General features: G+C 67.0%; 19 protein-coding genes. 3 read left to right on the forward strand and 16 right to left on the reverse strand.

What is annotated here, in order from left to right; translation table 11 throughout:
• Positions 1-56 precede the first annotated feature (56 nt).
• The 14 genes from DSY14_RS04635 to DSY14_RS04700 all read right to left on the reverse strand — a co-directional run bounded on the left by DSY14_RS04635 (position 57) and on the right by DSY14_RS04700 (position 12,905).
• Positions 57-731: a uracil-DNA glycosylase gene (locus DSY14_RS04635; protein WP_211715191.1), complete on the reverse strand. Its 675-nt coding sequence runs from the start codon at positions 729-731 to the stop codon at positions 57-59.
• 383 nt (positions 732-1,114) lie between these two features.
• Positions 1,115-1,642, reverse strand: coding sequence for a hypothetical protein (locus tag DSY14_RS04640; RefSeq protein WP_307851127.1), 528 nt, complete (start codon positions 1,640-1,642; stop codon positions 1,115-1,117).
• Positions 1,643-1,644: 2 nt separating this feature from the next.
• Positions 1,645-2,490, reverse strand: a complete 846-nt coding sequence (locus DSY14_RS04645) for a hypothetical protein (RefSeq protein ID WP_211715192.1) — start codon at positions 2,488-2,490, stop codon at positions 1,645-1,647.
• Positions 2,491-2,582: 92 nt separating this feature from the next.
• On the reverse strand, positions 2,583-2,936 hold the full coding sequence (locus tag DSY14_RS04650; RefSeq protein ID WP_211715193.1) for a hypothetical protein: 354 nt from the start codon (positions 2,934-2,936) through the stop codon (positions 2,583-2,585).
• Positions 2,937-2,967: 31 nt separating this feature from the next.
• Positions 2,968-3,429 carry a hypothetical protein gene (locus tag DSY14_RS04655; RefSeq protein ID WP_211715194.1) on the reverse strand — a complete coding sequence of 154 codons (462 nt, stop codon included), beginning with the start codon at positions 3,427-3,429 and terminating at the stop codon, positions 2,968-2,970.
• A 65-nt stretch (positions 3,430-3,494) separates the two neighbouring features.
• On the reverse strand, positions 3,495-3,929 hold the full coding sequence (locus DSY14_RS04660; protein WP_211715195.1) for a DUF4913 domain-containing protein: 435 nt from the start codon (positions 3,927-3,929) through the stop codon (positions 3,495-3,497).
• Positions 3,930-3,962: 33 nt separating this feature from the next.
• The gene (locus DSY14_RS04665) at positions 3,963-5,012 is read right to left on the reverse strand and encodes a hypothetical protein (protein WP_211715196.1); all 1,050 of its coding nucleotides are present in this window, start codon (positions 5,010-5,012) and stop codon (positions 3,963-3,965) included.
• Positions 5,009-6,820, reverse strand: coding sequence for a type IV secretory system conjugative DNA transfer family protein (locus DSY14_RS04670; RefSeq protein WP_211715197.1), 1,812 nt, complete (start codon positions 6,818-6,820; stop codon positions 5,009-5,011). The genes DSY14_RS04665 and DSY14_RS04670 overlap by 4 nt, the downstream gene beginning before the upstream one ends.
• Before the next feature lie 5 nt (positions 6,821-6,825).
• On the reverse strand, positions 6,826-8,181 hold the full coding sequence (locus DSY14_RS04675; RefSeq protein WP_249187325.1) for a hypothetical protein: 1,356 nt from the start codon (positions 8,179-8,181) through the stop codon (positions 6,826-6,828).
• Positions 8,182-8,483: 302 nt separating this feature from the next.
• Positions 8,484-9,962 (reverse strand): SCO6880 family protein, encoded by a 1,479-nt coding sequence (locus DSY14_RS04680; RefSeq protein WP_211715198.1) that lies wholly within the window; start codon positions 9,960-9,962, stop codon positions 8,484-8,486.
• A gap of 15 nt (positions 9,963-9,977) precedes the next feature.
• Positions 9,978-11,516 (reverse strand): hypothetical protein, encoded by a 1,539-nt coding sequence (locus tag DSY14_RS04685; protein WP_211715199.1) that lies wholly within the window; start codon positions 11,514-11,516, stop codon positions 9,978-9,980.
• A 42-nt stretch (positions 11,517-11,558) separates the two neighbouring features.
• Entirely contained in the window at positions 11,559-12,173 is a 615-nt protein-coding gene (locus DSY14_RS04690) for a hypothetical protein (protein WP_211715200.1), read from the reverse strand.
• Positions 12,173-12,475 carry a hypothetical protein gene (locus DSY14_RS04695; RefSeq protein ID WP_211715201.1) on the reverse strand — a complete coding sequence of 101 codons (303 nt, stop codon included), beginning with the start codon at positions 12,473-12,475 and terminating at the stop codon, positions 12,173-12,175. Before DSY14_RS04695 ends, DSY14_RS04690 begins: the two co-directional genes overlap by 1 nt.
• A 7-nt stretch (positions 12,476-12,482) precedes the next feature.
• On the reverse strand, positions 12,483-12,905 hold the full coding sequence (locus DSY14_RS04700) for a hypothetical protein (protein ID WP_211715202.1): 423 nt from the start codon (positions 12,903-12,905) through the stop codon (positions 12,483-12,485).
• A 635-nt stretch (positions 12,906-13,540) separates the two neighbouring features.
• Here DSY14_RS04700 and DSY14_RS04705 point away from each other — a divergent pair.
• From DSY14_RS04705 to DSY14_RS04715, 3 genes are all read left to right on the forward strand, one after another.
• Positions 13,541-14,149: a hypothetical protein gene (locus DSY14_RS04705; protein ID WP_211715203.1), complete on the forward strand. Its 609-nt coding sequence runs from the start codon at positions 13,541-13,543 to the stop codon at positions 14,147-14,149.
• 38 nt (positions 14,150-14,187) lie between these two features.
• Positions 14,188-15,474, forward strand: coding sequence for a lytic transglycosylase domain-containing protein (locus DSY14_RS04710; protein ID WP_211715204.1), 1,287 nt, complete (start codon positions 14,188-14,190; stop codon positions 15,472-15,474).
• A 1,342-nt stretch (positions 15,475-16,816) separates the two neighbouring features.
• Positions 16,817-17,131, forward strand: a complete 315-nt coding sequence (locus DSY14_RS04715) for a hypothetical protein (RefSeq protein WP_211715205.1) — start codon at positions 16,817-16,819, stop codon at positions 17,129-17,131.
• A gap of 133 nt (positions 17,132-17,264) precedes the next feature.
• Here the strand turns inward: DSY14_RS04715 and DSY14_RS04720 are convergent, their stop codons facing one another.
• Entirely contained in the window at positions 17,265-18,905 is a 1,641-nt protein-coding gene (locus tag DSY14_RS04720) for a serine/threonine-protein kinase (RefSeq protein ID WP_211715206.1), read from the reverse strand.
• Between the two features lie 429 nt (positions 18,906-19,334).
• Positions 19,335-21,140 carry a glycoside hydrolase family 15 protein gene (locus tag DSY14_RS04725; protein ID WP_249187328.1) on the reverse strand — a complete coding sequence of 602 codons (1,806 nt, stop codon included), beginning with the start codon at positions 21,138-21,140 and terminating at the stop codon, positions 19,335-19,337.
• Positions 21,141-21,197 lie beyond the last annotated feature (57 nt).

A 21,197-nucleotide genomic window follows, 5' to 3' on the forward strand; every position in this document is an offset into this window, starting at 1 on the left:
GGGTGGGTTCGTGGTGGGGGACGGGTCCGTGCAGGACTCTCCGGGGGTGAGAGTCCCTACGGCAGCCGCCAGTTCACCGGAGCGGCTCCCTGCTCCCGCAGCATCTCGTTGGTCCTGCTGAAGGGCTTGGACCCGAAGAAACCGTTGCGCGCCGACATCGGGCTCGGGTGGGCCGACTCCACGCACGGCACGCCGGGCATCAGCGGCCGCAGATTCCGGGCGTCGCGCCCCCAAAGAATGGACACGAGCGGCGTGCCGCGCTCGGCCAGGGCGCGGATGGCCTGCTCGGTCACGGCCTCCCACCCCTTGCCCCGGTGGGAACCGGGGTTGCCCGGAGCCACGGTCAGCACCCTGTTGAGCAGCAGCACACCCTGTTCCGTCCACGGCGTGAGGTCGCCGTTGGAGGGCATCGGGACGCCCAGGTCCTCGCCCATCTCCTTGTAGATGTTGCGCAGGCTCGCGGGCAGTCGCACGTCCGGCGCCACCGAGAAGCTCAGCCCGACCGCGTTGCCGGGGGTCGGGTAGGGGTCCTGACCCACGATGAGGACACGCACGTCCTCGAAGGGCTGTTGGAAGGCGCGCAGGACATGGTCGCCCGCGGGCAGGTAGGTACGACCGGCACCCACCTCCTCGCGGAGGAAGTCGCCCATAGCGGCGATCTGTGGGGCGACCGGCTCCAACGCCTTCGCCCAGCCGCTGTCCATGATCTCGTTCAGGTCCCTTGTTGCCATGGCCAGAACACTAGCTTCAGACAGCGACGACCACGCCCGTTCGGGACCTTCGTTCCCCGAGCGATCGGTGCACGCGGGGAGGGCCACCGCGTCCGTCCTGGTCAGAGCTGAACGAACTTCCCCACGCATGGGCCGGACCGTCGCGTACCCAAGGCCGCAGGCGAACTTAAGGGCTCAGAGGACTGACGAGAAGTGGCTGTTCGGTGACTTCCGATCCGTGCGGGGCGGACGGGTGTGTGGATGGCGTCACAGGGGCCGAGTTCGCGAGGACCGACAGATGGCACACGCGTCGCGAACATTCATATGAATATGAAAGCGTTCCTTTCGCTGTGGTGTGGGTACCCGATCCAAGCTGAGCATGAGGGCAGGTCGCTGATTCGACCTCAAGAGAAAGGACCGAATGCCAGATCGGCGGCAACGTAAAGAACCGTGATGATCAGCCATACGCGCACGACGGACGAGGCAAGGTAGAGCGATCGATCTACGAAGCGGAATCGGCGATTGCGCGCAATAATGCGCATTCTTTTCTTCGTCAGCTGCTGTTCCATGTCGGCGAGCTGCTCCTCCGTGCGTTTGTTCACGGTTCGGTTGTGTTCAAGGAGGCCTTCGAGGATCTCCTGGGCCTTCGGAACGCTGACGACGGCGCTGAGTCGTTCTGGAGACGTGCTCGGGGGTAGGTGTCCGTAGATGAGTCGCTCGCACTTGCGGACGGCGGCCAGTCGATCATTGACGGAGTCGCGGGTGATCTGAAGTTCTCGTTGTTTTCTCTCACGTAGTAGTCCTGCTACCACCAGGTCATCGGTGGCGTGAATGGAGCGCCGTCGGGATCGATCGTGGACAAGAGTCAATGCCAGATAGAGTGGAATCGAGATGATAAGTAGGGTGATGGACCCCGTGATGCCAGAGAACACTGCTACGCACCTTTGTTCTTCCGTGTCGGTCCCGGGGTGGGAGGCTTTGGCCTGGCCGGGGAGCGCCCGGTCAGCCTGTCCGTTTGGTGCCCAACGGCCCGGGAGAGAATGCTACCTCCCAGATCTGGGGTATCTTTGATCGGTTTTTCAGATGACGCGGGCTGCGCGGAAGAGGCTCTTTTTCCGGGTTCAATGCGCTTCGCGGATCTATCTTTGTTCTCTATTTTTGGAGTTGATGCTTCATTCGTTTGTGTTGTGAGATTTTTCTTGACGAACGACCTGGCTTCAGAGAGTAGCTCTTCGGGTGCTCCACATTTCGCGAGTAGTTCATCCGGGCTGCTCTTGATGACTTCCTCCAGTCGGGCCTTGTAGGACTCGAGTTCTTTCCTGCTGGTCTCTGCCTGTGGAAGTTTCCTGTCGCTTTCGTCCAGATATTTGTTGTGATGTGATAAATGCAGTTTGAGTAGCTTACTCTCCCCTTCGGGTAGTGCTGGAGATTGTATGATCTCGTACCTCTGGTTTCTGTTTATCCGCAGGTATCCGTCTTCGACGAGCGGCTCCAGCTGAACCTGAACGTGTGCTATGTGCTTCTTGACTCTGTCTTCCTCCCTTGCGATCTCGTTCAGTTTGCTTTTGATGGTCTTGAGGTTGATTTCTGCCGCCAGCTTGCTCTTTTCGGTCAGCGTGTTTCGGCTCATTTCGATGGATTGGTTGCTGGAAGTAATTTCAGCTACAGCTTGCGCTCGAGTGAGTTCACTTTCTTTTTTCGTGTTATGCGTGAGTTTTTTATCGTTCTCCAGTCTCTTGTTGTACAGGCTGTAGCTGAGCGCGCCGGCAATGGTCGCCAATGCGGTGAATGCGACGGCTAGGGTGATCGCCCCAATTACGGCTACTGCGGAAATCTCTTACTCCCGAGCTCTAGGAGGCACGTTGGTGATGTTCACTGAGGTGCTCGATGGTGAAGGCGTGCTTTGGCCGACCGTTCTGCTGCATCCCTGGCCTGGAGGAAGTTGAGGGACACGTGGGCGTGACGAGGATTCCCTGTTTCCGGGTCCAGTGTCTCAACGGTATTTTCCAATGAATTGACTCTCGCCTTGAGTGTGCCGACGGTTTCTCCGATCCCGATTCGCATCTCGTCTATCTCTGAAGAGTGTTTTTCCAGTTCCTCGAGATAAGACATATCGGGAACGATCACCTCCGAAGAATCTACTCTTGCCTTGTGGAAGGCGTAGATCAAGAAAAGTAGAATTGAGATCGATATTATAATCGCGACGTTCATGGTCAGGGGCTGCATGGTACCTCCTATGTGTTCGGATGCGGGCCTATCACTTTTTCCTGGGCTGCTTCTTGGGGCCGCTGTTTTGGTTTCTCAATCTCGCCGCAACTGCTTTATTCTTGCTGGCTTGCTTTCTTTTTTCGGTGTCGCTCTGCCGTTTTTTCTCGGACGACGTGTTGATGATTCTCTGGATGGCGTAGACCGAGTCGTCGAGGCCTTGGGAGGGGCCGTGTTTAGCGAACGAAGAGAATGACTTCACATCCTGCAGCGTCGAGGAGAGTCGCATTTCGAAATTTTTCTCCTCCATCTGTTTGTGTGCCGCTATGGCCGCGTATTCTCGATCCAGGATCGCAAAAGTCGCCTGGGCTTGAACCTCGGGTGACTGAATGGATTTGTTCTTTGTGTCGAGTTGTTTTCCTTTGGCGTCCTCGGACTTCCGGCCGAAGTGGCTGGCAATAGCCGTGACGGCTAGGGTGAAGCCACCCAACAAGATGAGTCGAGCATCGGTCATTAATTCCGATATCACGCCGTATCACGTCCTTCTGGGGGTAGGCTCGAATTTCATGTTCCATGGGGTCAATCGAACCACCCCTGCGGGGCGGGGGTCAGGGGGAGCGGCCTGGGCTCGTGGTGCCGTCTGGAGGTGCATTCCCGGAAGGGGCCGGTGTCTCCCAGAAGCACGGGGAGTTGTGTGTCCAGGTAGTCCCGGTACCAGATCGCCATGCCGGTCCCGGGTTCGAGGCGCATGACCTCCCAGGAGTGCCAGAGCGCCTGGAAACGCGAGACCGCTTCGGGGTGGCGCCACCACTCCGCGCACCAGCGGAACTGACCCCCCTCGGGGCGTCGGAACACCGGCACGAAGCGTCCGGTGACGAACTCCTCGACGTTGTCGAACACCGGCTCCGGAGTCTCCTCCTCGGACTCCTCCGTGTCGGAGTCCCTCCCCTCGAGGTCGGCGCCGGGGGCCTCCTCGACTTCCTCCAGGAACTTTTCTGCCGAATCCGTCGTCATGAGTGCCTCCCGGTACCGCTCTTCTTCTGTGGATCAGAACCAACCGAGAACACGGAACTCCTCGTCTCCGGTCGGCACCACGGTCTCCGTGCCGGAACCATCGGTGTCGATGACGAAGACCTCGCCGTCCTTGCTCAGGGCGATGCGTTCCTCGTCCGGGGACAGGGCGAAGGCATCGATGTCCCCCTCCTCCGTCAGCTCCCACCAGTCGGCGACCCGTCCGTTCTCGTCCAGTTCGAACCCGATGGCGTGACCGATATCCGGTTTCCCACCACCGCCCCCACCGGTGCGTTTCACGGTGAATCCCAGATAGCCTCCGTCGTCCAGAAGGACGAAGTCCTCGAAGATCGCCGTGCTGCGCGGCCCTTGGCCCTCTTGGTCGACCTTGATCCTCAGGTATTCGGGAAGAGAGGTCGCGCCGACCCGGGTCCCTCGGATCTCCACGTAGCCGTCGTTCTTCTCGTCGAACTCCTCGTAGGCGCTGCCGCCCAACAGTGGATCGGCTCCGGTGAGGGGGACGAACGGGGAACCCTCCGGTGCGGTGTCCAGCTCCTCCGGTTCCGCTCCCTCGGCCGCGAACTCGACCTCGTGCAGGGTCTGCTCGCCTCCGACGGTCCCCAGGTACCGGAGCCGTTCACCGTCCTCGCTGAAGCCGGTCCACCGCACGCGCGCGTCGGTGGACAGACCGTCGCCCGCGGCCTCGTACTCGGCGACGACCTCCATGTCCGGTAGGCGCAGGACCGTGGGCCGGTCGTCGTCCACCCTCGCCATGTGGGTGAAGTCCGGAGAGAAGGAGAGCGCGCTGAGGCCTGTGGCGTGGAAACCGAGGAAGGGCTCCTCCATGCCCAAGTGGGTCCGGTCGAGCTCCTCACCGCTCTCGGGATCGATGATGACGAGGGTCTCGCGATCCGCCGTGTGGACGACGAGGCCAGGGGAATCCGCCCAGGTGGCCTGGTCAGGGGACTCCTCGCCCTCGGCGCCGTCCTGGGCGGACGGTCCCTCCCCGCCACTCGTGCACGCGCTCACCACCAGTGCCGAGGCCGCTGTGAGCGCCAGGATTCGGATCTGCGTCGGGAAGGTCATCCTTGTGTCTGCGAACCGTGCGGGAGCCGGTTCCGGGCCCCGGCCGTGATCAGGCCGTGGGCCTTCTCGATGGCCGCGCCGATCTCCTTCGCGTCGGGATTCTCGTACCACGGGTGCATCTCCACGAGTGTCGGTCGGGCCGCGGTCGCGAAGAGCAGGGCCTCGCCCTTGGCGATCTGACGGATATCGGAACCCTGCATGATCTCCTGACGGCGCAGTTGGACCGAGTGGTTGCCCTTGCCGTCGCCGAAGCTGAACGAACCGGTGGAGACGTCGTGCTGACCGACCAGCTTCGACAGCGCCTCGACGATCTTGTGGTCGTCGAGCCCCGCGCCGAACACCTTCACCGTGGCCGCGGACCACATCGCCTCCATGCCGTTCTCGGTCCACACCCGTACGCCCTGCCGGTAGCTCTGCAGGATGGTGACCGGGATGATGCCGCGGGAGCCCAGGTGGGAGTACATGTCGGGCAGGTCGGCGATCTTGCAGATGTTGGCCGCCTCGTCCAGGACGGCGACCAGTGGCGGATCCAACCGTCCGCCCTGGCCCTCGGCGGCCTCCTCCGCGGACAGGAACACCGCGTCGGTCAGCGCCGCGATGAGCGGGGCGGCGGCGGAACGGGACTTGCTCAGCAGGTGCAGGGTCTGCCTGGACCGCACGAAGGGGCGGGGGTCGAACTCGTCGACGTCGAAGTCGTCGGGCGGGGTCACCCACCGCATGATGGCCGGATCGTCCAGGCAGCGCGCAGCGGTGCGCGCCGTGGTGTAGATACCGTCCCTGGTCTCCGAGACGATGTTCTGCGTCTCGCGCAGGGCGTCGGCGTAGGCGGTGAAACCGTGGTCCTGCAGGACGTTGACCGGTCTGGGCTGTTTAGCGTCGTGCAGCCACTCGCCGACGATGGCCAGCGTCTCGTCGTCCAGGGCGGCGGCCAGCAGGAGCTGGGAGATGAGCGCCTTGGCGGCCGGCCCCCACATGTCCTTCTTGGAGTCATCGTCGATGGTCAACACGAAATGCCCGGCCAGGCGGTGTGCCGCCTCCACGTTGTCCACCCCGCGGAGCGGGTTCCACCACATCCCCCGACCCTGGTGCGTGACCTCCTGGGGATCGAAGAGCCACACGCGCTCGCCGGTCCGTTCCTCCCGGAGCTCCGCCGTCGCGGCCCACACGTCGCCCTTGTTGCTCGTGGCCAGGGCCGGACCGGGGGCCGCCAACACGTAGGGGATCGCCATCGCGGTCGTCTTGCCCGCGCGGGGAGCCATGTACGCCAGGATCGTGTCCTCCCACGAGGCGAACAACGTGGGCCCGGACTTGTCCCGAGGGCGCTTGACCCCGCCGATCACCAGACCCACGTCGGCGTCCTTCAGTGACCGGGCCTTCCTGCCGAGGAGCGTGGAGCGGCGCAACCGCAGCGCCTTCTCCGCGGCGGCGGGCCGGGCCAGCTCGGCGACGGTCTCGTCCCCGGTGTTGAGCGCGGTCACCGCGTCCTCGGCGTCACCCCTGACGCCGTGGAACACGCGAAGACCCACCATGACCAGGGCCAGGGTCGCCCCGACGAACAGCACCGAGGTCACCATCACGAGCGGGGTCGGTAGACCCGGCCATGTCGTCTCCGTGTCCCAGGTGAACAGCGCCAAGGCCCAGGCGACGCCGAAGGAGGGGACCGCGCCGTCCACGATCCACGCCGTCAGCCACGCGGCCGCCCACACCGACCAGACCAGGTACACGGCCATCCAGAGCGCGACGAGTCCGAAGAGCGGACTGGCCGCCGCCGACCACCCCGTTCCCCGGGGCTGAAGTTGTTTCGCCATGGTTCTCAGGCCCTCATCTTCTGGTCGGTGTCGTAGAGGTTCTGCTCGTCCGGGGTCAGCGCCATCTGCACTGGGATGCCGAGGCGCTCCGCGCCGGTCTTGATCAGGTACTTGCCGCGGCCGGGGTGTCGGGCACCCGGTTGCCAGGAGTCCGGAGAGGACCAGGACGCCACGAGGTTCTGCTCGGGGCCGGTCAGGGGGGTGATCTGGTGGACGCGTGCCAGTTCCCGCGGGGGAAGCCCCGCCATGACCAGGATGGCGCTGCGGTCCACGAAGCCCCGTGCCTTGGCCCGGTCCTCCTCCGTGGCCAGGGCCTCCAGGTCGGACAGGGAGTGGGTGACCATCACCGAGGCCATGCCCTTGGACCGGTTGAGTCGGGTCAGGGAGTCCGCGTACTCGACGAGACCGGGCGCCCCGCGCAGCGCCCGCCAGAGCTCGTCCATGATGCCCAGGTAGGACCTCTTCGGTGCCAGACCGGCGTCGGCGAGGGTGGAGGCCGCGTCCACCATGCCGAAGCCGTAACTCCAGGTGCACAGCATGGCGGCGGTCAGCAGTTTGTCGCCCGCCGCGCCGACCCTGCTGATGTCCACGCTCACGGCGGGGCTGGACAGATCCAGGGGCGCACTCGTCTCCTGGTCGAACACCCCGGCCAGGGATCCGGAGACGAGGAGTCGCAGAGTGAAGATCAGGTTGTCCACACGTCTGTCGTAGGTGGCGCCTTCTGACTCGCGCGCCGCCCTGCGGAGTGCCTCGGGCCCCTCCTCCACGATCTTCAGCACGTCCACGACGGTGGGCTGACGCCCGCTCGCCCGTAGCTTCTCGTCGAGCAGGTCGACCGCCGTCCCGAGGACGACCTCTTCGGCGTTGTCGATCGGCGCTTCCCGGATCAGGATGCACAACGCCATGAGCAGGGCGATCCTCCGTCCCCGCACCTCCCATCGCAGTTTCTCCGCGTCGGCGTGGTTCATCGCCGCCATCGCCTCGCCCAGGGGGCCGGTGTCCAGGGGGTTGATGCGGTCCATGCCCCGACCGATCTTGATCACCTGTCCGCCCAGGTGCTCGACCAGGTCGCTGTAGTCCGGTTTGGTGTCGCCGAGGACGAGGGTCCGTGTCCCCGCGGCGATGGAACCGGTGACCATGCGTTTGACCAGCGTCGACTTACCGGTACCGGGTTGGCCGAGGACGAAGACGCCGGGGTTGGTCACCAGACCCGCCCGAAGCCAGGCGAGGGGGTCCAGACAGACCACCTCACCGGACAGCTGGTCACGGCCGATCGGGGTCCCCACCGATGGCGGCTTACTGCTGGTCACGAAGGGGAAGAGGCCGCACGCCTGGCTGGTGGTCGCCTGGTACTCCACCACGGCGGGGATGTTGGGGGAGTGTCCGCCCGATCGGTGGCCCCAGCCCAGGAGCGGAGGCAGGGGGCCCTCGAGGTTGTGGTCCCGGCGACCGGGGATCTCCGGGGCGTTCGACGCGTCGCCCCCGGATTTCGTGGTCCGTCGGTCCGCGCGACCGCCGCCGTTCTCAATCCGTCCGGCAGTGCGACCGTCGGTCGACGGGCCCTGCGCGGGCGCCGGGCCGGGGCCGTCCTGGTCGCTCGTCCCCCGGTGCCGAAGCCGCTCGTGATCGACGGTCCTGTTCTTCTTCCCGAACACTGTTCCTCCTACCAACCGTTCATTCGCTGGAGCATCCACGGCGGGCAGATACCGAGGGGGAGTGACGTGGCGAAGGCGACGTCCTGGCTGCCCCAGGCCCGACGGAGGCGGATACGGGACGATTCCGCGGCCGACTCGGTCTGGGCGATGGCGGCCGGAAGGTGCTCCTCGTCCTGCACGGTGACCGTCACGTACATCGACATCTGCACCAGGCCGGCGCCCATGCTCTCCTCACGCGCCGCCTGCGCGGCGCGCTCCTCGTCCTGCCGGTCCCTCGCGCTGACCTGGTGCCGGACCCTGCGGCTGATCTCCGACTTGTACTGGGTGGCGGTGCGCTGGTTCTCCAGAGCCGTGGCCGCGCTGGCGGCGGCCCAGGGTCGGTACAGGATGGTCGTCCGCTTGCTGTGCCGGGTCGGGGCCAGGAGTTTGGCGAGGACGTTCGAGGTGACGTTGGTGCGTGGTGCCTCCTGCCACACCCAGGAGACACTCGTGCCACTGTCGTGGACATAGCGGTCGTGTTGCAGCTGGGCCGACATCGGGCCCGCGTCCGACCAGTTGTTCGTGGAGAAGCCCCCGGGGTCGCTGAAGATGAGGCGATTGGTCTCCCCTCGGGCCGCCGGATCGTACGCGTTGCGCACTGTGGCGACCAGGTGGGCGGGGGTGGCGCGCCCCAGCAGACTCACCCCGCAGTTACCCAGGCTGTTCTCCAGTTCGTTGAGGTAGTTCCCCAACTCGGCGATGGCCTCCAGCCGGGTCTTCGGGCTCGCGGGGAACTTCCGCGGGTCGAAGGTGATGGAGATCCGGGTCTCCACGTTCGCGCTGACCGAGGGTGTGCTCGCCACCAGGTCGTTGATGATCTTGTGGGCCTCGGCCGGAGCGTTCGGGTCCAGTTGGGTGGCGACCTGGTCCCGGAGGGTCGACCCCGGGTCGGGGGCGCTCTCGACGGTGACGCTCACCCAGGCCACCCAGGGCATGTACCCCAGGCTCGCCAACCAACTGTGCCAATTGGCGACCCAGCCGTCCACGTCACCGGACTCCGCGAGCCACGTCGAGTTGGGTGCGGTGCGGACGGTGGCGGTCATGTGACCGGTGCGCCGGTGCCACGCCAGGGCGTACTGCCCACCGCGACCGTCCTCGACCTCCAACAGAGAGACGGGGGCCAGCACCCCCGGGAGCTGGAAGGCCCGTGGGTGCTCGACCATGACGCCGCCCACGTAGCGGGTGCGTCCCTTCAGGTGCGCCAGGCTCCAGCGGATCCTCAGTGCCGTCCACTGACCGAGGGACTGCCCCTGGACCGGGATGATCATCACCGCGATGGCGAGCAGGAAGGGAGGACCCAGGTAGAGGAGAAGGCCGGGGTCGACCGAGGCGGCGACGACGATCACGACCAGCCCTCCCATGAGACTCATCGTCGCGCCCAGGCCGAGGCCGGCGATCCCGATGCTCCGTTGCCTGCGCCATCCGCCGTACATTCGTGGCTGAGCCATGGGTGCGGTGCTCCTCTAGTCGTCGGTCGGCTGGGTGGACTCTGCGGCGTCCTGCGGTGAGGGGACGCTGCCTCCCAGCTCGGGGAGGCCGCTCGGAGAACCTCCCGAAGCCCCTGTCCCGCCTCCACCGGAGCCGCCCGGGACGCCGCCGTTCGGAGCCGGGGGCGACTGACCGTCGCCGCCGGGAGGGGCCCCGGTCGGGCCGCTCGCGCCGCCCTCTCCGCCACCCCCGTGGGGCGGCGGGGCCGTGGGTTTCTGCGCACCGTCACCGCTACCGCCACCGGTGCCCGTGCCCCCACCGGTGCCGCCACCGTCGCCCGTTCCGCCACCACCGGTACCGCCGTCACCGCCACCGGTGTCGCCTCCTCCACCACCGGTGGGCGGGCTCGGCCTGGAGGCTCCACCGTCGCCGCCACCCGGCCCGTTCTCGGGTGGGGTACCGGTGTCCGCGCCGGAGCCCTCCGGTGGTCTGACGCCACCACTGATGTCCCCGAGGCCGCTGTTGATGTTGCCCGCCTGGGAGGCGGCGCCGCCGGCGGCGGCACTCGCGCCGCCCGTGGCCACCGCCGTGCCGGCACCGATGGCGGCACCGGCGATCGCGGGAGCGGGGTTGCCCAGGCCGCCCACGTGGCCGACGGCGAAGTCGAACAACTTCACCATGGCCGGCATGGCGAGAAGGGCGAGCCCGAGCACGATCACGCCCATCGTCATCGTGTACGTCATCTCCAGGAGACTCCCGATGGTCAGTTGGGCGTCCCCCTCCAATTCCACGTCCTCGGTGTCGAGTCCGATCGCGCTCGGATCCGAGCCCAGATCGGGTGCGTCCTTCAGGAAGGAGTCGTCCCCGAAGTTCGACCCGCCTTCGAGAAGACTGAAGCCGACCCACATCACCATGACCGCACAGGGTTTGTAGAAGATCAGGGCGAGCATCCACCCCGTGATCTTCTCGAACCATTTGGTTCCGGGGATCATGCGTCCGACGGCGGCGAGCGGAAGAACGCCGGCGAGGATGATGATCGAGGCATCGCGGAGAAGCATGAAGACCATCTGGGCGAAGAGGAAGAGTGTGCCGAGGAGTGCGACCAGAAGCATGAAGAACGCGTAGGCGAGAATCTGGAGACCCCCTTCCATGATTCCGTCATCGGGTTTCAGCGTGGCCGCGCTGACGGTGTCCCCGATGAGGAAACGCGAGGTCTCGTCGGAGACGTCGATGAGGATCTGTGCGATGGCCAGCCCCAGGAAGGTGGTGACCACCATGGTGACGATGCCGCTCCCGAGATTGGCCATCGGCTCGACACGGCGCATCCACGCGAGTCGGGCCGCCGCCGCCAGGATGCCGAAGACCGCGATGACCCCGACGATGCCCATCAGTTGGTCCTGGATACCGACGGCGACCTCCCCGGAGGAACCGCTGGTGATGCTGACCGTCGGCTTCAGCGCCCACCCCATCAGGAAGAGCTGTAATAGCGAGATGAAGGCGTTGATGGCGATCGAGGAGAGTCCACCGATGCCCTCGCCGACCCAGCTCGCGACCGATCCGAACAGCCATTCCATAAATCAGATTCCTCCTTGGGTCGGCGATCTTCGAAAAACCGGTCAGCCTATCTCGGACAAGCCGGAGATGATGACCGAGGACAACAGCATCAAAGAGACGCCGAACACCACCCAGGTGACTCCGCCGACCCCGTCCACGACGAGATCGCTGCTTCCCAGCCTGCCCAGGGCCATACGCCCGGCCGACCAGAGAATTCCGAGCACGGCCAGAACCGTCACGATTCCCTTTCCCCAGGAAATGATGAGGTCGATTCCGTTGCGGAAACCGGACCCTCGTGCACCCGTCTGCGTGAGGAGGTCGGGGGTGGCCGCCAGGCCACCGGCGATGCCGCTCTCGGGGAGGATCGCACCGACGAACGGAACGGACAGGAAGATCATGCAGACGGCCAGGAGTACCCACGGGATCTGGGACACTCCTTCGGCCGCATCCGTACCGTTCCTCCGCATGCCGGCCATGACCATCTTCGCGGCGATGACGAGAAGTGAGATCACGGCCAGAATGAGGACCAGCCAGGAGAGCGCCCCCATGAGCGGCACGGTCCCGCCGTAGGGTTCGGGAACCCTGATCAGCACCGAGGCGTCCTGTCGCGCGGCGACCTCGTGGAGGAACCCGCGTTGCTCCAGAGCGGTGATCCGGTGTGCGGAGCCGTCCGGCATCAGACGAAGCCGAGGACGATGGGGATGGCCACCATCATGAGCGAGAGGCCGAAGACCACCCACACGAGGGAGCCGATCCCGTCCGCGGCGAGGTCGGTGCGTCCCATCTTGCCCAGGGCCATGCGTCCCGCGGAGAAGAGGATGCCGATCACTCCGACGACCACGATGACGCCCTTGGCCCAACCGAACAGTGTGTCCAGGGAACTGTTGACCTCCGAGGGGAGGTCGGCGTTGGGATTGGGGACGAGCATGGGGGCCGCGGCCAGGTCGATCTGGGTGGAGACCATGAGAAGGCTGTCCATGAGTACCTCAGCTGCTCTCGGTGAAAGGGTGCGACGGGGGAGTGTGGGTCGTCGGTACGACCAGGGTCGTGAGTGTGCCGAGCACGGCACGGGCCTTGCGGGGGAGCCTGATGCTCCGTGCGTTCTCCCGGTCGACGAAGTGGAACCGGGCCACGTAGGGAAAGCGGAGGATGTGCGGCACCTTGCCTTCGAGTAGTCGTAGCCGCGAACGGGTGTGCGAGGGCATGGCGGCCGGTGTCCGTGCGACGACCACGAGCCCCGCGATCGGTTGTCCCAGGAAGCTGAGGACGTTGACGGCCTCGGTCACCCTCTTGCCGGCGGGTACCCCGTCCCCCGACACCAGGAAGAGGTTGTCGCCGACGGACTGCTCCTCGAACGTGCGGGGGTGGAAGGTCCCGAGGTCCTCGCTACCGGGGACGAGCTCGGACAACGTGGTCGTCCCCGCACCTCCGTGACAGCCCATGAAGGCCGGTCCCCTCTCACGCGGTGGGTCCCCGTCGGGGCCGTGCGGGAGCGTGGGCTTAGAACCGTGGGAGAACCGCAGGTCGGCCGGGGTCCATGTGCCAGAGGTACTCAAGGCGGCACCACTTTCACTTTCTTGGCATTCTTCGGTCTGGATATCTCTGCGTGCACTCGTTTCGGAGGGTAGACGCAGATATCTTCACGTTGGTTCTCACATTTTTCCCGAGGGTGTTTCGGGAATGCTTAGTAGATAGCACGCCCCTGTGCGGAGTTCGATTGTGCCGTGGCCGGATCCGGCCAGAACAAAACAGAGTTGCTGCGAAAAGTGATCGCCCGGAGAGTCGCAGGAGGTGATGAAAATGGCTCGGTCGACCAAGATCAGCTGGGGCGGGATCGGGTCTGAGGAGGTCACGGCTGTGCGATGGCGTTCCGGGTTTCCCTGGTGGCAGTCACGCAGGGTAGTAAATGTGACCCTGGTCACGTTCGCATTCTGTGTGCGGGCGGTGGTAGAACTTCGGTCGTTACCGCCGCGAGAAAGGTCCTTTCGTTTCCCCTGTGCGGATGCGTGAGGCGTCCACTCTCTGTTTTTGCGAGGCATGCCGAATGAGCGACTACTACGCCCGGGGGTGGCGAGAATGGTTGACACCTGTCATGGGTGTCCTTGCGTTGGCCGGTGCGGTGGTGCTCGTCGTCCATCTGGGCGGCCTCGCCTTCCCGGGCGGGGAGTCGTCGGGTCGGTCGGAGGCGCACCAGGAGGTCACTCCCGGGCCTTCCCCCTCCGAACCCCCCGCGGAGAACGCCACCCGGGAGGATCTCTCGGAGCTCTTCCACGGGGGGCACGACCTGGCGCTCGTCGGTGGGAAGGCGGTCGACTTCTCCGAAGAGCTCGCCAGCCTGACCGTGGGGGAGTCCCCCAGCGACCACCACGACAGGATCGCCGACCATGTCGACTTCTCGCTGGCCCTGGAGCTGCCGCGGGATCCCCACGTCGAGCGGCTGTACGACGAGCTTTCCACCCTGGACCGCGACGTGCACGGTCACGGGGAGATCTTCGCGTTGCGGGTCGAAGGCGCGGGGGTCGTCAAGGTGTCCGTACAGACGGAGGCGCGTTCGGACGCCGACCCGGTCCCCCTGGGGCTGATCGACGTCGACCTGGTCGAGGATGACTCCGGCCTGTGGAAGGTCTCCTCGGTCAACCGATTCATCCATTAAGGCCGTTCCCGCTCTTCTGTCCGGATGAGGTGATGTCAGTGCGTTCCCGACATGGATCGGCCTCCGGGTGGCGCGATGACCGTGGTTCCGCGCTGGCGGTGGGCGGGGCCCTGGGGGTCTTCCTGCTCGTGCTCTCCCTTCTCGTGACGATCACGATCATGGGTGGCGGCGGATCCGGAGAGGCGTGCGTTCCCGGTGGTGGCGGTGGTGGTGTGCTTTCCGATCAGCCCGGTGCCAGCGATCACGCCAGGACCGAGATCAGCGAGGCGTATCTGGAGGCGTATCGGGAGAGCGGTCGGGAGACCAATGTTCCGTGGCCCATTCTCGCCGGTGTCGGCATGGTCGAGAGTACGCACGGCACGGGCGCTTCGAGCGGAATCGACAGCGGAACCAATGCGAAGGGTGCGGCCGGTCCGATGCAGTTCGGCGTGCTCAATGACGGAGCATCGGGAAACGCCTGGACGCACCCCGAGAACGGCTCGCGCAGAATTCCCACGGACGATTTCACTCACCCGACCTTCTGGGACGACACCAGCGTGCGTTTCGATGAGGGTGGTGTGTGGCGGCCGTTCGCCGTCGACGCGGACGGGGACGGTTACATCGACGTCTACGACATCAGGGACGCGTCCAAGGGTGCGGCCGGCTACCTTCTCTACCTGGGCATCGAGGATGACGAGACCCTTGCGCTGACCCGGTACAACCATGGTTCGAGTACCGAAAAGACATCGAGCCAATACGCGAGTGATGTGCTGGACTACGCCGAACTGTACGCCGACGGGAATTTCACCGTCGGTACGTCGGGCGAGGAGCGGAGTTCGCAGGAGGCGTGCGTGAGCGATGCCTCCGACATGTCGGTCGAGCCCCAGGAATTCGACGTCGACGCCATCGTCGACCTGCCACCCGACGACTGTGTGGTCCCCGGAACGGCCGGCGGGATGCAGAAGATCACGCCACTGACGTGTGCGGCGCACAAAGTCATCTACGACAGGTTCGGGGACGGGGTGCACTTGGTGCACGCCGGCCGCTGTCCGCCCGACGGATTCGAGCATCCCAAGGGCCGTGCCATGGACTACATGATCCTCAACGGCACGTCCATGCCCAACGCCACCGAGAAACAGAACGGCGATGACATCGCCGAGTGGGTGATGACCAATCACGAGGTACTCGGCGTCATGTACATCATTTGGTACAACCGCATCTGGTGGTCCCATGAGGAGAAGGCGACTCTTGAGAATTGGCGTTCCTACGGGGGCCAAGGTCTGACGCTCGGGCACTACGACCACGTCCACGTGTCGTTCTTCGGTCCGGATGTGGTCGCTTGCTGAGCACGGTGATGCGGGACGTGAACACCCCGTTCGCGCCGCGATGGTCCTTCTCGGTCCCCGCGGTCTCCCCGCAACGACGATGCCCGAGCGATGGTCTTCCTGGAGGTGGTTCGTGTGGCGGAGGCGTCGACCGGTCCGATCGACCCGAACGGTGACCCCCTGACCGATGCGGCCCGGCAGGCCGCGGGGTCCCTGCCCCTGCGTGGTCGCGGAGGTGGAAGAGCGGGGAAACGCGCTGAACGGCCTGCGGGACGGGGGCCGCAGAGAAACGTGGGGCGGGGGAGTACACCCAGGGGTGGTCGAGGTGACGCGGATCGGTCGGCCTCTCCGCGTCAGCGCGCCGGCGAACGCGCGCGAGGGCGCGTCGGCTCCGCTGTCCGAAGTGCGGCCACCGGGGTCGGACGGTTTCTCGCAGGGTTCCTTCGGCTGCTGAGGGCGCTGCTCGGAGCCGGACGAGGACAGGAGTCCGGCGAACAGAGGAGAACGGCATCGGCTTCGTTCACCGGGGTGCTCCGGGCCTTGGTCGAGGCGGTCCGTACCTACGCGCGCAATGCTCCGGCCCGGAGACAACGCAGGGCGCAGCGCAAGGCCCAGAGTAAGGCCACTCGGACGCGGCGCAGGGCCGAGAGAGCCGACAGGTCGCAGAGGAGACGGTCGGCGCGCGCGCAGCCCGGGGTGGAGCAGTTGCGCAAGGAGCTCATCAGCGCCCAGAAGGTGGTCGACGAGAAGGGTGCGAAGCTCAGTGCCGCCGAGCACAGGGTCCTCACCAGGTCCGGAGACCGGTCGCAGCGCCGATCCGCGCACCGGGAGCGTCGGCAGGCGAAGCGGGAGCTCCGAGGGGCCGAGAAATCCCGGGACAGAGTCCAGAAGAACCTCGCCAGAGTGAGATCCGCCGGGCCGAAGGCGCGAGGGCCCGAGCGCGTTGACGCACCCGGGCAGGGACCCGCGGGGAGCCCGCCCACGAAGGGACGGGACCGGGAGCCGTCGACCCGGGAGGCTCGGGGCCGGAACCCGGGGACGGGCGCGGGTGACGCGCCTCGGGGTGAGCGCGGGCACGGCAGGGTCATCGGTGAGGGATCGGGACTGCGGGGCGCTCTGGGCGGCGGCGCCCTCAGTCCCGCGAAGGACGTTCGGAGAAAGGGGCCAGATGCACCAGGCAGGTCGACACGGCGCTAGAGCCCGGACCAGCGTCACCGACTTTCCCAGGAGTCCCTTCTCCGGACGACGGCCGGCGCGTGGTCCCGGGACGGTGGGCGGGACCGGTTCCCCACCCGCTCCCGGCGTGCGGCATGCGGCTCGGGAACGGACACACCTGGGGCGCGGGGGTGAGGGGCTCCAGGGCATGGACTATCCGGTGCCGGTCGCCTACGCGGTCGAGGACGTCCGGTACGCGGCCCATGAGCGGAACCAGGGACGGCTGGAGGGCGCACACGATGCCCTGTCCCGGGAACCCGGACCAGGGCCCGACCGAGCCGCCTCCGAAGCGCCGAACGCCTCCGACCGGAGCGCCGAGGCGAGGGAACGGGCGGTGCGGGGTGAGGACAGCGCTCTCGACGTCGGTGACGCCGTGGCGGCGGCCGTCGCCGAGGTCATGCTCGGCGCGGACCCACACGCGACCCATGGTGCCGCGTCGCAGCCGTCGGTCACCCTCCACTGACGCGCTCCAGGGAGCGGGGCCCACTCCTTTCCCCGGTGTGGCGGGTATCGGTCCACCACCGATCGTGGGTGCGAGACCCGGGAGGCGTTCGGCGCCGGCCGCCGCCGGGCGCGCAGTCGCCCGATCGGGTCGGTCAGCCGGTGTGGGGGCGCCAATGGTCCAGATGCGCGCGGATCCCGTGGGTGCTCTTGGCCTGTGCGCCGTGGATCCGGGTGTGGTCGGCGAGCAGCGCCTCGTACGCGCGCACCGCCTCCTGCGGGCGTCCGTCCTGCCCCAGGTAGGCGGCACGGTAGTGGCGGGCGCGCAGGGTCACCGGAGCGTCGGCGCCGCGCAGCCGGGACAGGTCCGGGATCAACGCGCCGAGGAGGTCGATCGCGCGGGCCGTGTCGCCCACCTCGTGCACCTCCATGGCCAGGTACAGGCGGGCGGTGAGCGCCTTGGTGGAGTCCGGCCCCTCGACCGCGACCAGGTCGGGCAGCAGAGCACCGAGTGTGCGGGCGGACAGGCCGTGGTCGCCGGTCCGGCCCGCGTTGGTGGCCAGGTAGTAACGGGCCGCCAGTGTCTCGGGGTGGCGGGGCCCGTACACGCGGATGAGATCGGGCAGCAGCGTCTCGAACCCGGTCACGGCCCTGCTGTGGTCGCCCCCCTTCCCGATCGCGTAGGCCTCCCTGCGGCGGGCCAGCAGAGTGGCCGGGTGGTCGGCGCCGTACGCGTCGCGCAGCAGCGGGACCAGGGTGCGCAGTTCCTCGGCCGCGGTGTCGTACTCGCCGGCGTCGATGCGTTCCCGGGCGGCGTCCGCCAGTGCCGTGAGCCGGAGCGGGGAGGAACCGCCGTCGCTTTCCGTGCGATCCTCCCTCGGGTGGGGGGAGACGACGGGTACGGGCCGGGACATCCGGATCGGGCCCGAGTGGTAGGGCAAGTGCGCGGCCAACCGCTCACGCACCTCCTCGGCGCCCGCGGGCCTGTCGCCGGGCTTCTTCGCGAGCATCTGCGACACGAGCGCGGAGAGCGCCGTCGGGATCTCGGGCCGCAGCACCGAGGGCGGACGCACCATCTGGTTCAGATGCATGCGGAGCACCGTCAGCGGGCGGTCGCTGTAGAACGGGGGGTGCCCGGTCAGCATCTGGTAGAGGATGGCGCCCAACGAGTACAGGTCCCCGGCCCGGTCCACCCGCTCACCGCGCACCTGCTCCGGCGGCATGTACAGCGGGGTGCCGATGACCTGTCCCGTCCGGGTGATGCGGTCGTTCTGGGTGGCCGCGGTCACCGCCGCGATACCGAAGTCGAGGATCTTCAGCGCGGGCCCGTCGAATTCGCCCTCGACCACCATGAGGTTGCCGGGTTTGACGTCCCGGTGGATGATCCCCGCCGCGTGCGCGGCGCTCAACCCGGCGGCCGCCTGCGAGGCCAGGGACGCGGTCAGGTCGATCGGCAGCGCGCCGCTCTCCCTGATGAGCTCCGACATCGGGCGCCCCGGCACCAGTTCCATCACCGTGTAGACGATGCCCTCGGGGTCGCCGGCCTCGTCGACGTCGTGGCCGAAGTCGTGGAGGATCACCACGTTGGGGTGGCCGGCAAGACGGGCGGTCAGCCGGGCCTCACGGCGGAACCGGGCCGTGACCTCGTCCGAGCCCACGCGTCCCTGCTGGATCAGCTTCACCGCGACCGGACGGTCCAACAACTCGTCCACGCCCCGCCAGACCTGGCCCATCGCGCCCGCACCCAGCTTGGACAACAGACGGTAGCGGCCGCCCAGGACCCTTACCTCCGGCACGCGTGACCCCCAGCGATCGGACCTGCCCCCGGCCGGCACCGGGCTCAGGGGCGTACGGGGCGTAAGCGTACAACCGCTCCGGTGACGGTGTTCTGCGCGCCTCCGGGCATGCGGTGCCCTCGGTCCGGGGGTGAGGGCGTCGCCGCGTCGCGTCGGGGTTCCCGGGAACCCCGCGAACGGACCGGGCCCGCCCGGCCGGGGCGGGGGGTGAGGAGGTCACATCCTTCCGCGCAGGGCGGGCCTGGCCCACGGGGGTCGGGGACGCGACCACGGCGCACCGGCGGTCCCCGACGAGCCGCGCTCCCGCACGCGGGATCAGGTTCTCGTCGTCGCGAGGCTCCACCTCCGGAGCGGGGCGAGGGAGGACCCCGGGCCCCGGAACCGTTCGGTCCCGTGCCCCGGGGCACCCGTGTGCGCGGGGGCGGGCTCCTATTCGGCGCGCCAACCGCCCTGCCGGTCGGCGAGGTTCAACGCGGTGGTCACCAGCGGCACGTGGCTGAAGGCCTGAGGGAAGTTGCCGACCTGGCGTCCGGCGTGCGGGTCCCACTCCTCGGCCAGGAGCCCCACGTCGTTGCGCAGGGCCAGCAGGCGTTCGAACAGCTCCTTGGCCTCGTCCAGGCGGCCGATGGACAGCAGCGCGTTGGCCATCCAGAAGCTGCACGCCAGGAAGGCGCCCTCGTCACCGGGCAGCTGGTCGGCGGAGTTCTCCAGGTCGGTGCGGTAGCGCAGTACGAACCCGTCGACCATGAGTTCCTTGCGGACCGCCTCGATGGTGCCGATGACGCGGGGGTCGTCGTAGGGCAGGAACCCGACCTCGGGGATGAGCAGCAGGGCGGCGTCCAGTTCCTTGCTGCCGTAGTACTGGGTGAAGGTGTTGCGGTGCGGGTCGTAGCCGTACTCGCAGACCTCGGCGTGGATGGTGTCGCGCAGGGCCTTCCAGCGTTCGATGGGGCCCTCCTTACCGAACTCCTCGATGCTGCGCACGGCACGGTCGGCCGCTACCCAGGCCATCACCTTGGAGTGCACGAAGTGCTGGCGTGGGCCCCGCACCTCCCACAGCCCCTCGTCGGGTTCGTCCCAGCACCATTCCAGGTAGTTGACCAGGGACCTCTGGAGCCCCCACAGGTAGTCGCCACCGCGGATGCCGGACCGTCGTGCCAGGTGCAGCACGTCCATGACCTCGCCGTACACGTCCAGCTGGTACTGGCCCACCGCGGCGTTGCCGACCCTGACCGGACGGGAACCCTCGAAGCCGGGCAGCCAGTCGGCCTCCCATTCGGTGAGCCGCCGCTCGCCGCGGATGCCGTACATGATCTGCATCAGCTGGGGTTCGCCCGCCACGGCACGGACCAGCCACTCACGCCAGTCCTGTGCCTCGTCCTTGTACCCGGAGCGGATGAGCGCCTCCAGGGTGATGGTGGCGTCGCGCAGCCAGCAGTACCGGTAGTCCCAGTTGCGGACGCCGCCGATCTCCTCCGGCAGGGAGGTGGTGGGGGCGGCGACGATTCCGCCGGTGGGCTGGTAGGTGAGGGACTTCAACACGATGAGGGACCGTACGACCGCCTCACGGTAGGGGCCTTCGTAGCGGCACTGGCTCACCCAACGCTCCCAGAAGCGTTCGGTCCGCGAGAGCGCCTTCTCCGCGTCCAGGTGGTCGGACTCCTCCACCTGGGAGGGGTGCCAGGTCATGACGAACGGGACCCGTTGGCCGGCGGAGACGGTGAAGGTGGTGTCGTGGGTGAAGTTGTGCCCCTGGAGGTTGACGGGGCTGCTCAGCCAGATGGCGTCGGGACCGGCGATGGCGACCAGTTCGGTCCCGGTCCGGTGCATCCAGGGGACGACGTGTCCGTAGTCGAAACGGATGCGCAGCGTCGTGGTCATCTCCACGGTGCCGCGCACACCCTCCACGATCCGCACGATGTGGGGGGTGCCGCCGCGGGGAGGCATGAAGTCGATCACCCGCACCGTTCCGGTGTCGGTGTCCCACTCCTGTTCGAGGATGAGGGTGTGGCCGCGGTAGCGACGTCGGTGGGCGTGGGGCTGATCGCCGGAAGGGCGCAGGACCCAGCAACCGTTCTGTTCGTCGCCCAGGAGCGCCGCGAAGCAGGCGGAGGAGTCGAAGTCGGGAAGGCACGCCCAATCGATGGAACCGTCGCGACCGACCAGTGCGGCCGTCTGCATGTCGCCGATCATTGCGTAGTCTTCAATCCGGCCGGGCACGCGGCTCACCCCCATCACGTCGTCACGTTCACGCGGCAGGCGCACGTACCCCGGATCGCACGGGGGGTGTCG

Origin of the sequence: Nocardiopsis sp. MG754419, assembly GCF_018207095.1 — a bacterium.
GTDB lineage: Bacteria > Actinomycetota > Actinomycetes > Streptosporangiales > Streptosporangiaceae > Nocardiopsis.